At 65.5% G+C, this 10,998-nt stretch carries 6 protein-coding genes; 5 read left to right on the top strand and 1 reads right to left on the bottom strand.

What is annotated here, in order from left to right; translation table 11 throughout:
* Positions 1-6 precede the first annotated feature (6 nt).
* A complete protein-coding gene (locus VSX79_RS04185) occupies positions 7-3,225 on the bottom strand; it encodes a TonB-dependent receptor (protein ID WP_326914515.1) in 3,219 nt (1,072 codons plus the stop codon).
* A 175-nt stretch (positions 3,226-3,400) separates the two neighbouring features.
* Here VSX79_RS04185 and VSX79_RS04180 point away from each other — a divergent pair, with 175 nt between their 5' ends.
* The 5 genes from VSX79_RS04180 (at position 3,401) to nagE (ending at position 10,952) form a co-directional block, all read left to right on the top strand.
* Positions 3,401-4,483 (top strand): acyltransferase family protein, encoded by a 1,083-nt coding sequence (locus tag VSX79_RS04180; protein WP_326914514.1) that lies wholly within the window; start codon positions 3,401-3,403, stop codon positions 4,481-4,483.
* 90 nt (positions 4,484-4,573) lie between these two features.
* On the top strand, positions 4,574-5,611 hold the full coding sequence (locus VSX79_RS04175; protein ID WP_326914513.1) for an SIS domain-containing protein: 1,038 nt from the start codon (positions 4,574-4,576) through the stop codon (positions 5,609-5,611).
* Entirely contained in the window at positions 5,608-6,774 is a 1,167-nt protein-coding gene (gene nagA, locus VSX79_RS04170) for an N-acetylglucosamine-6-phosphate deacetylase (RefSeq protein ID WP_326914512.1), read from the top strand. The genes VSX79_RS04175 and nagA overlap by 4 nt, the downstream gene beginning before the upstream one ends.
* Positions 6,775-6,783: 9 nt before the next feature.
* Positions 6,784-9,273, top strand: a complete 2,490-nt coding sequence (gene ptsP / locus VSX79_RS04165; RefSeq protein WP_326914511.1) for a phosphoenolpyruvate--protein phosphotransferase — start codon at positions 6,784-6,786, stop codon at positions 9,271-9,273.
* Entirely contained in the window at positions 9,273-10,952 is a 1,680-nt protein-coding gene (gene nagE, locus VSX79_RS04160; RefSeq protein WP_326914510.1) for an N-acetylglucosamine-specific PTS transporter subunit IIBC, read from the top strand. The genes ptsP and nagE overlap by 1 nt, the downstream gene beginning before the upstream one ends.
* The last annotated feature ends 46 nt before the right edge of the window (positions 10,953-10,998 follow it).

Here is a 10,998-nt window from a genome sequence, read left to right as displayed (position 1 = left end):
CCCTTGTCAGAAGCTCAGCCGCACACCGAGCTGATAGCGGCGGTCGTTCTTGAACCAGGCGTTCGGCTTGAGCAGGCCGTCCGAGTCCACCTGCTGCATCAGCACGGTATCGGTGCCGAGCAGGTTGGTGCCCTCCAGAACGAACTCGATATTCGCCGTCGCGCGCAAACGAAGCGACGCGTCGAGATAGCCCGTGCTCTTTTGCCAGATCGGGAAGCCGACGCAGCAGTCGATCGCGGTCACCAGATATTTGGAACGCCAGTTATAGGCGACACGCGCCGATAGCGGCCCCTTTTCATACATGCCGACGAGGTTGTAGCTATGCTTCGAGATGCCCTCGAGCGCCTTGGCCTTCACCGTCGACGTGTCATAGCTGATGCCGCCGCCCGCAGTGCCGCCCGCGGTTTCGTTGGTCAGGTTGACCGTCTCGATCCCGTCGTTCTTTACAAAGGTGTAGTTGGCCTGCACCCCGAAGCCGTCGAGCGGCGCCGGCAGGAAGTCGAAGAAGGTCTGAAAGGCGAATTCCGCGCCATAAATGCTCGCGCCGTCGCCGTTGACCGGCCGGTTGACGCGGACGTCTTCGGTCACGCCATTGTTGGTCACATCGACGTTGAACGAGCCCGCCTGGATATAGTCGTAGAATTTCTTGTAGAAACCCGTCGCGGTGAACGAACTCGACCGGCCGAAATAATATTCGAGCGTGAGATCGAACTGGTCGGCCGTCATCGGTTTCAGCCCAGGGTTGCCCGATGTGCCGGTATATTGCCAGTCATAGGCGATCGCATTGCCATCGGCATCGCGCGTGACATTGGGGTCAGACCGGTCGTTGAGGTTCGGCGTCAGGCGGTTCACGGTCAGGAAGTTGCGCAAGAGGCCGAAATCGGGTCGCGACATCGCCCGAGAATAGGCGAAGCGCGACACGAGTTTGTCGGTCAGGTCGAACTTGATGTTGAAGCTCGGCAAAGCATGGAAATGATTGACCTTGGTGGTGTCGGCCACGGTTGCGCCATTGCCGAAGTCGATTTCGGTTTGCGTGACCACGCAGCCCGAGGAGGCGGTTGGCAGGCCGGTGCCCGGATCGGTGCCGCGTTCGCAGAGCAACGCGGTGGGGGTGAAGGGGTTGGGCAGCGTGGTCGCCCCCACCGTATCGTCGCGCGTCCAGATCAGTCGGACGCCGACGTTGCCGGAGATCGGCACCCCGCCGATCGCGAGGCTGTCGCCGCCGAACTTCGCCATCGCATAGGCGGAAACGGTCCGCTCGCTGACGCGGTGGACTTCGCTCGGGAAATAGCAGCCGAAGGATTTTTCGATCGTTTCGGCACCGCGATACCCCTCGCCCGAACAGACGGGATAATAATCGCCGACACCGATCGACGGACGGCCAAGCGCCGCCGCGAGTTGTTCGCGATCCGACAACATATCCATGTTGAAGAAGGCGAAGCTGTTGTGGTTGATCTGGTTGCCGGCGAAGAAATCGCCGCTGAAGGTGTGGAGCCCGCTGGTGCCAGGCGCATAGGCCGGACTGTCGATGTTGAAATAGGGCGCCTGCGTAAAGGTCCAGGTATTCGAGATGTTCGCCCAGTTATAGGCGCCCCAACGCACCGTCTGGTCGCGGTCGGCATAGCGCGCGCCGACCTTGATCGCATCGAGCCAGCCCGAATCGACGTCATATTCGACGTCGGCGCGCAGCGCGACTTCCTGGCCGTCGCTGTCCTCGGTGTGATCGGTGATCGCATAATAGAAATAATTGTTGGGATTGTTCAGCCCGCCGTTCGACAGGTTGATATTCTCGGCCTGATTGGGAAGGAATTCGAGCCGCGGATATTTGCCCGCCAGGTCGACAAAGGTGTCGGCGAAGCTGCGCGCGGTGACCGATGCGTTATAGTTCTTCACACTGGCGTCCACATATTGGCCGTCGAGCGTGACGCGCAGCCGGTCCGAAACATCCCAGCGGAAATTGAGCCCGAAATCCTGCGTGATCTGCTTGTTCTTCAACGCGTTGGCGGCGGTATCGACCTGCGGCGCGCGCTGTTGCGGAACGCAGCCTTCCCAGCCGTAGCAGCGGTTGAAGAATGCCTCGCCATCCTCGTTGACGCCAAGGCCGAGGTTGGCGTCGCCCTCGCCGACATAGGGACGCGGCGCCGACCACCAGCCACTGAGGAAATTGCCGTCGTCGTCGAACTGAAACGGCGCGGTGCCGGTCAGCGGATTCACGAGCGTCGGGTCGGTGACCAGATAGTCGCTCGGCTGGCCGTAGATGCTGAAGGCGCTCGAGTAGATCGCATGTTCGCGCCAGCTGTTGTTATATTGCGACCGCAGATACTGGCCGGTCAGTTCCATATCGCCGTCGTTCGAGCGCCACTGGAAGGCCGCCGAGACGCCATAGCGTTTGCGGTCATATTCATTGTCGCGCATATAGATGCCGCTGGGGATATATTGCTTCCCCGGACCGAACACGCCGTCGAAGATCGCCATGCGGTCGAACTGGATACCTTGGCTGGCCGTCACCGCATGCGAGTAGGCTCCGTTGAGCATCAGCCCGATCTCGCCGATCCCCGTCTGCCAGCGGTCCGAAATGATGCCCGAGATCTCCGGCGTCGATTTCTTCGCAATGTCGCCATAGGTGTTCTTGATCGAGATCGAGATCAGGCGCCCGTCCTGGTCGAAGGGCACGCGGGTGCGCAGGTTGACGGTGCCCGCAATACCACCCTCGATCATGTCGGCGGTCTGGTTCTTGTAGGTATCGATGCCGCCCAGAAGTTCGGGCGAAATGTCCTGCCAGCTGAGCCCGCGCGACGAGTTGGCGCTGAATGTGTCGCGGCCGTTGAATTCGGAGCGGACCTGGCTGAGACCGCGAACGATGACGCCCGACGGCTCGGCCGAGAAGTGCGAGGTGTCGTCGGTGCCCGCAAAGCGAACCACGGTGATACCGGGCACGCGCTGCAACGCCTCGGCGACCGATTTGTCGGGAAAGGAGCCGATATCCTCGGCCGTGATCGAATCGACAACCGTGTCGGCGTTGCGCTTGCGGTTCTGGGCCGATTCGAGGTTGGCGCGAATGCCGGTGACGACGATATCGTCCGCGTTTTCCTCGTCCGCCGATACCGGCGCGCCGCCTTCCTGCGCTGCGGCGGGAAGAGTAAGCGCGCTAGCCAGTGCTGCACCGCAGATGCCGTAAAGCAGGCTGTGGCGAATCCGATGTGTCTTGGCAGGCCCCTTAACCATTATAATTTTCCCCCATCCAATCCGGTCCAGATTGCCTTCCCACAATCTATATAAGACCAATTGCGTCCTTGGTCTATTACCAATAGACTACAAATATGAAGCGCTGTCCATTGCAAATTTGTGTCAGCGCCAAGATGTTGCCTGAGGGGGCGGCCAGAACCGGGGAGGCGAAGCCATGCGATTGATTTCACTTGATGTGCTCAGGGGGCTGACGGTCGCCGGGATGATCCTCGTGAACTCCGCAGCGGCAATGAAATATGGCGCCGAGGCCGATGTCTCGCCGATATTGCTGCATGTCAGTTGGGACGGTCTCACCCTCGCGGACCTCGTTTTTCCGGGCTTCCTGACGATGGTGGGGATCGCCATCCCCTTTTCGATGCGCGATGCGAAGCTCGATGCGGCGCAGCGCCGCCACATCTTCGGCCGCACCGGCCGCCTGCTGCTGCTCGGTTTCATCCTCAGCAATCTTTACTGGTTCACCAGCTTCGCCTCGGGCGACTGGCGATTGTTCGGCGTGCTCCAGCGAATCGGACTCGTCTATTGCGCCTGCGCGCTGCTGTTCCTGATCGCTGCCCCCCGCGCGCGGATGATCATCGCCGCGACGATCCTCGCACTTTACTGGCCGCTCGCGCTGCTGCCCTCGCTTGATGGCGTTGCGACTGATATTTGGGTGCGCGGGCATAATTTCATCGCTTCGGTCGATCGCCTGTTGCTCGGTAACCATCTCTATGTGAAGGGACCCGAAGGCTATGATCCCGAGGGAATCCTCGGCACCCTCCCTGCGATTGCGCAGGGGCTGATCGGCGTCGCGATCGGCGAGCTGCTGATTGACCGCAAGGGTCCGGCGGCAAGGCAACTCGGCCTGATCGGCGCCGCGATGCTCGTCGCTGGCGGCGTCTGGAGCATCGCCTTCCCGATCGTGAAGGATATCTGGTCGAGCAGCTTCGTACTCGTCACGAGCGGGATCACGATCCTCGCGCTCGCATTGCTTCACCACTGGCTCGACCGCGAGGGCCGCAAGCCCGGCCTTGCCGCGACCGCGATGCTGGCGTTCGGCGCCAACGCCATCGCCGCCTATACGCTGCATCAGGTGACGGCGGGGGTCGTGACATGGGATTTGCTGCTGCTGCCTTTCCGCGCGCTGCGCGAGGCGCTGGGCGATCCGGTCGCGTCGCTGCTGCCCATTCTCCTCTATATGCTGTTGATCTGGGGCGCGATGGAATGGCTGCGCCGCAAGGGCTGGGTCATTAAAATCTGAACTCTCGAACATACCTCTTGATGAGACATATATAACCTATATAATACCAATAAATCGGATGGAGCGATGCCTCCGGCTGGAGACAGATGAATGACGCCGAACGCCGCAGTAGACGGACGAAAGACGCTGATGGAGCAGGAAGCCGGGGAGGCAGCGGCCGCAGTCGCCGCGATGCTGGCTGCGAATCGCGACGCATTCATCGCAATCGGCAAGCGCCTGCGCGCCGCGCCGCCGGCGGCGGTCGTGACCTGCGCGCGCGGATCGTCGGACCATGCCGCGACCTATGCCAAATATCTGATCGAAACGCTGACGGGGACACCCACCGCGTCGGCGGCGCTGTCGATCGCGTCGCTCTACGATGCGCCAGCGGTCGCGGGGAACCGCCTGTGCCTCGCCATATCGCAGTCGGGAAAAAGCCCCGACCTGCTCGCCGCGGTCGATCAGCAGCGCGAGGCCGGCGCCTTCGTCGTCGCACTCGTCAATGCCGAGGGATCACCGCTCTCGGGGCAGGCCGACGTGGTGATCCCGCTGTCGGCAGGGACCGAACATTCGGTCGCCGCGACCAAATCCTATATCGCCTCGCTCGCCGCGATCGCCGCGCTCGTCGCCGCTTGGGCCGAGGATGATGCACTCGAAGCGGCGCTGACCGCCCTGCCCGACCAACTCGAGCGAGCGTTCGCACTCGACTGGTCGCGCGCCGTCGCGGCGTTCCGCGACGCGACGAACCTCTTCGCCCTCGGCCGCGGCTATGGGCTGGGCGTCGCGCAGGAAGCCGCGCTCAAATTCAAGGAAACCTCCGCGCTCCACGCCGAAAGCTTCAGCGCCGCCGAGGTGCGCCACGGGCCGATGGCGATCGTGGGCGATGCCTTCCACGTTCTGGCGTTCGGCGGCACCGACCGGGCGGCAGAGAGCGTGCGCGAAGCAGCGGCCGAGTTCCGGGGGCGGGGCGCGACGGTGCTGCTCGCCGATCCCATGCGCGGCGACCTGCCCGCCATCGCCGCGCACCCGGCGATCGAGCCGATCCTGGCGATCCAGAGCTTCTATCGCATGGCGAGCGCGCTGGCGCTCGCGCGCGGACAAGACCCCGACTCGCCACCGCATCTCAACAAGGTTACCGAGACCCTATGATATTTCGTTTCCACAACGGCCGGGTCGCGCTGCCGACAGGGGTCGCCGAGGCGGCCGATATCGCCGTCGCCGACGGCGCTGTCACCGCGGTATCGGATGCGGGCGATGCGCCCGCCGAACGCGAAATAGATCTTGAAGGCGGCTGGCTGCTGCCCGGTTTCGTCGACACGCAGGTCAATGGCGGCGGCGGCGTGCTGTTCAACGACCAGGTGGATGTCGAAGCGATCGCGGCGATCGGCGCCGCGCATGCGCGCTTTGGCACTACGTCCTTCCTGCCGACGCTGATCAGCGATACGCCGGCGCAGATCGCCTCCGCACTCGCCGCGGTCGATGCCGCGATCGAGCGAGGCGTGTCGGGCGTCGTCGGCATCCATATCGAAGGACCGTTTATCAACGAGGTGAAGCGCGGCATTCACGAAGCGCACCGCATCCGCCGCCTCGATGCGGAGATCCTCGAGACGCTCACCGCGCCGCATCGCGGGCGTGTGATGCTGACGCTCGCGCCCGAACTGTGCGACCAGCAGGATATCCGCACCCTTGTCCGGCACGGGGTGATCGTCAGCGCGGGCCACAGCGATGCCACTTATGACGAAGCGCAGCGCGCGATCGGCGCGGGCCTCACGGGCTTCACCCATTTGTTCAACGCGATGTCGCCGCTTCACCACCGCAATCCCGGCGCGGTCGGCGCGGCGTTCGATTCAGACACTTATTGCGGGCTGATCGTCGATGACGTCCACCTGCACCCCGCCGTCGTGCGGCTGGCGGTCCATGCCAAGGGCAAGGACCGGATCATGCTCGTTACCGACGCGATGCCGAGCGTCGGCACCGACGTCAGCGAATTCACACTGCAAGGGAAACGCATCGCGGTGAAGGACGGCGTCTGCATCTTCGAGGATGGAACGCTCGCGGGCACGCATCTCGACATGGCGTCGGCGCTGCGCAAGACGGTCGAGGTCACCGCTCTTCCGGTTCCCGACGTGTCGGCGATGGCGAGCGCGACGCCCGCCGCCTTTCTGTCGCTGCACGACCGCATCGGCTCGATCGCGCCGGGGCGGCGCGCCGACTGGGTGTGGCTCGATGCCGGGCTTGCGCCCCGCGCCACGTGGATCGGCGGCGCGCCGACGACCGGTTCCGCCCCTACCTTCGTTCAAGCCGCACAATAGGGATTGCCGATGAGCCTGATCATCACCTCTCCGCTCAGAGGTTGGGCCTCGGCACTCGACAGCGTTCCCGATCCGGTCTTTGCCCAGCGGATGATGGGTGACGGCGTCGCGATCCAGCCACTTGGCGATACCGTCGTCGCGCCCTTCGATGGCGAGGTGGTGACGCTCCACGAAGCGGGCCATGCCGTGTCGCTGCGCAGCGCCGAGGGCGCCGAGGTGCTGATCCATATCGGGCTCGATACGGTGATGCTGAAGGGCAATGGCTTCACCCCTCTCGTCGTGACGGGCCAGAGAGTATCGCGCGGCGACCCGTTGATCCGGTTCGACCTCGACGCGGTCGCGCTTGCGGCGACGAGCCTGATCACCCCGGTGATCGTGACCAACGCCGAGAGTTTTGCGATCAGCCGGCGTACGGTGGATTGTGCGATCGGCGCGTGCGAGGCGCTGATGACGCTCGTCCCCGTGCAGGGCGAAACGCGTCGTCGATCGGACGACGGCACATCGGTCGAGCAGGCGGTGACGCTGTCGCTGCCGCACGGCATCCACGCGCGTCCCGCGGCGCGGATCGGCGAAGCCGCGCGCGCCTTCGAGGCCGACGTCCATCTGGTGAAGGGTGACAAGCGCGGCGACGCGCGGAGCACCGTCGCCCTGCTCGCGCTCGGCACCGCTTTCGGCGACGAGGTGGTGGTACAGGCGCGCGGCGACGATGCCGAAACGGCGCTTGCGGCAATCGTTGCGCTGCTCGCGAGCGACATGGGCGAAGGAGCGCCGGTTGCCGCGTCCTCCCTGCCCGCCGCCGCGAACAATCGGCTCCGCGCGGGACAGATCGGCGGCGTGATCGCCGCGCCCGGCCTCGCCATGGGACCCGCAGCGCGGCTCCGGCAGACGGAAATCGCGGTCGCGCGTGAGGGCAAAGGGGCTGCCGAAGAGCGCGCCGCGCTGCTCGCGGCACGGAACGAGGTTAGCGCGCAGATCGAAGCACGCGCCGAAGATGCGAGCGGCGGCGTCGCCTCCGTGATGCAGGCGCATCTCGCGCTGATCGACGATCCCGAACTGCTCGCCGCTGCCGAGACGCGGATCGTCGCCGGGAGCAGCGCGGGTTTCGCGTGGCACGGCGCGATTCACGACCAGATCGACGCGATCCGCGCGACGGGCAATTCCCATCTGATCGAACGGATCGACGATCTGGTCGATATCGAACGGCAGATGCTCGCGACGCTGACCGGGACGGCACTCGATGGCGCAGCGGTCCCCGCGGGCGCGATCGTCGTCGCCGAAGACCTGTTGCCTTCGCAGCTCGTGACGCTCGCGGCGGCGAAGCCCGCCGGCATCTGCCTCGCGCGTGGCGGTCCGACATCGCATGTCGCGATCCTGTGCGCGGGGATGGGCTTGCCCGCGCTCGTGGCGATGGGCGAGGCGCTGGACAGTATAAAGGCTGGCACTTCGCTGTTGCTCGACGCCGAGCTGGGCCACGTCACAATTGCCCCCTCGCTCGCCGATAACGCAGCTTTCACCGAGCGGCTGACGAAACGCGAAGCGCGGCGCACTGCTGCCCAGGCAGCGGCGAAGGATGCGTGCCACAGCGCCGACGGCACCCGCATCGAGATCTTCGCCAATATCGGCACGGCCAAGGACGCCGCGCTTGCCGCCGCGCAGGGCGCCGAAGGATCAGGCCTCGTGCGTAGCGAATTCCTCTTTCTCGACCGAGAGACCGCGCCGTCGGAGGACGAGCAGCACGCTGCCTATCAGGACATCGCCGAAACCCTCGCAGGCAAGCCGGTGATCGTGCGGCTGCTCGACATCGGCGGCGACAAGCCCGCCGCCTATATCCCGATCGACGCCGAGGAGAATCCGGCGCTCGGTCAGCGCGGCATTCGGGTAGCGCTTGCACGGCCCGACCTCCTCGAAACGCAGATCCGCGCGATCCTGCGCGTTCGTCCCGGCGGCCAATGCAAGATCATGATCCCGATGGTCGCGAGCGTCGATGAACTGCGGCAAGTGCGCGCGATCGTCGAGCGGTTGCGCGGCGAAATGGCCATCGCGGCGCCGGTCGAGATCGGGGTGATGGTCGAAACGCCCGCCGCGGCGATGACCGCCGACCTGCTCGCCGCCGAAGCCGATTTCCTGTCGATTGGCACCAATGACCTGACCCAATATGTGCTGGCGATGGACCGGGGCAACCCGGCGGTCGCCGCCGGGGTCGATGCGATGCACCCCGCGGTGCTGCGGATGATCGGCGAAACCTGCCGCCTCGCCGCCGTCCACGGCCGCTGGGTCGGGGTATGCGGCGGGCTCGCGTCCGATCCCGCGGCGCTGCCGATCCTGGTCGGGCTGGGCGTCACCGAATTGTCGGCGGTACCCGGCTTCGTCGCCGAGGCGAAACAGATCGTGCGCGGCCTGACGCTGGTCGAGGCGCGCGCGCACGCCAAGCTGGCGCTGCAATGCAAGTCGGCAGCGGAGGTTCGCGCACTCGCCCGCGCGTTCGAGGAGACACGTTGATGCGGAAGATACTCGAAACGCTCCAGCCGCTTGGCCGCGCACTGATGTTGCCGATCGCGGTCCTGCCGATCGCCGGCCTGCTGCTGCGCATCGGCCAGCCGGACCTGCTCGACATCGCCTTCATCTCGGCGGCGGGCGCGGCGATCTTTGAAAATCTCGGCATCTTGTTCGCGATCGGCGTCGCGGTCGGCTTCGCGCGCGACGGCAATGGCGCGGCGGCGCTCGCCGGGGTCGTCTGTTACCTCGTCACGACGACCGGCGCGCAGACCTTCCTGACCGCGCCGGGCGATGTGGGCGCGGGATGGCCCGAAGCAGCGGCGACGCTGGCCGGAAAAAACTGGGCGCTCACGCAGATCGACAAGCTCGAGGTGCCCATCGGCATATTGTCGGGGCTGATCGGCGGGCATTTCTACAACCGCTTTGCGACGATCGCCCTGCCCGAATACCTCGCCTTCTTCGGCGGGCGGCGCTTCGTGCCGATCGCGAGCGGTGTCGCGGGACTGCTGCTCGCGGCGGTGATCGGTTACGGCTATGCGCATATCAGCGGCGCGATCGATGCGGCGAGCCGCACCGTGGTCGAAAGCGGCGGCGCGGGCCTCTTCGTCTATGGTGTGCTCAACCGGCTGCTGATCGTGACCGGATTGCACCACATCATCAACAACGCCGCATGGTTCGTCGTCGGCGATTTCGCTGGCGCCACGGGCGACCTGCGCCGCTTCTTCGCGGGCGATCCGAACGCCGGGGCGTTCATGTCGGGCTTTTTCCCGGTCATGATGTTCGGCCTGCCCGCCGCGTGCCTCGCCATGTATCACGAGGCCCGGCCCGATCGGAAGAAAGCGGTCGGCGGCATGCTCTTCAGTCTGGCTTTCACCAGCTTCCTGACCGGGGTGACCGAGCCGATCGAATTCACCTTCATGTTCGTTGCGCCTTTGCTCTATGCGATCCACGCGCTGCTGACGGGCGCGTCGATGGCGTTGATGAACGCGCTCGACGTCAAGCTCGGCTTCGGCTTTTCGGCGGGGTTGTTCGACTATGTGCTGAATTTCAGCCTCGCGACGCGGCCGTGGCTGCTGCTGCCCATCGGCGCAGCCTATGCGCTGCTCTATTATGGGCTGTTCCGCTTTTTCATCCGCCGCTTCGACCTGACGACGCCAGGGCGCGAACGGGGCGATGTTGCCGAGACAGCGATGGCATCGGCGGGCGGCACGCGCGGCGAGGCGTTCGTCGCCGCACTCGGCGGCAAAGGCAATCTGGTGAGCGTCGATGCCTGCACGACACGCCTTCGCCTGATCGTCGCCGATCAGGGGGCGGTCGATGACGCCGCGCTGTCGGCGCTCGGCGCGCGGGGCATCATCCGGCCGTCGGATAATGCCGCGCAAGTCGTGCTGGGCCCGGTCGCCGACCTGGTCGCAGAGGAAATCCGCGGCGCGCTGGCCGGGAGCGGCGGCGCCATGGCGGCCCCTGCCCCGACGTCCGGCGATAGCGGCGCGGGCGCGACCTTGTCCGACGACATAGCAGGCGCGCTCGGCGGCGCAGTCAATGTCCGCACGGTGCACGCGCTCCACGGCCGCTACCGGATCGAACTCGCCGACGCGGCGCAAGTGGACGAAGGGGCGCTCGCGCGCCTGACGCGCGGACTTGTCCGGCCCACTCCCGATGTCTGCCATATCCTGATCTGACAGGGCGGCGGTCTTCCCGCCGTTCGCCCTTGGCGCTCGCCGCGGT

It is taken from the genome of Sphingopyxis chilensis (assembly GCF_035930445.1).
In the GTDB taxonomy this organism is placed as follows: domain Bacteria; phylum Pseudomonadota; class Alphaproteobacteria; order Sphingomonadales; family Sphingomonadaceae; genus Sphingopyxis; species Sphingopyxis chilensis.
The sequence above is the reverse complement of the archived record's forward strand: the minus strand, read 5'-3'. Positions and strand labels throughout refer to the sequence as shown.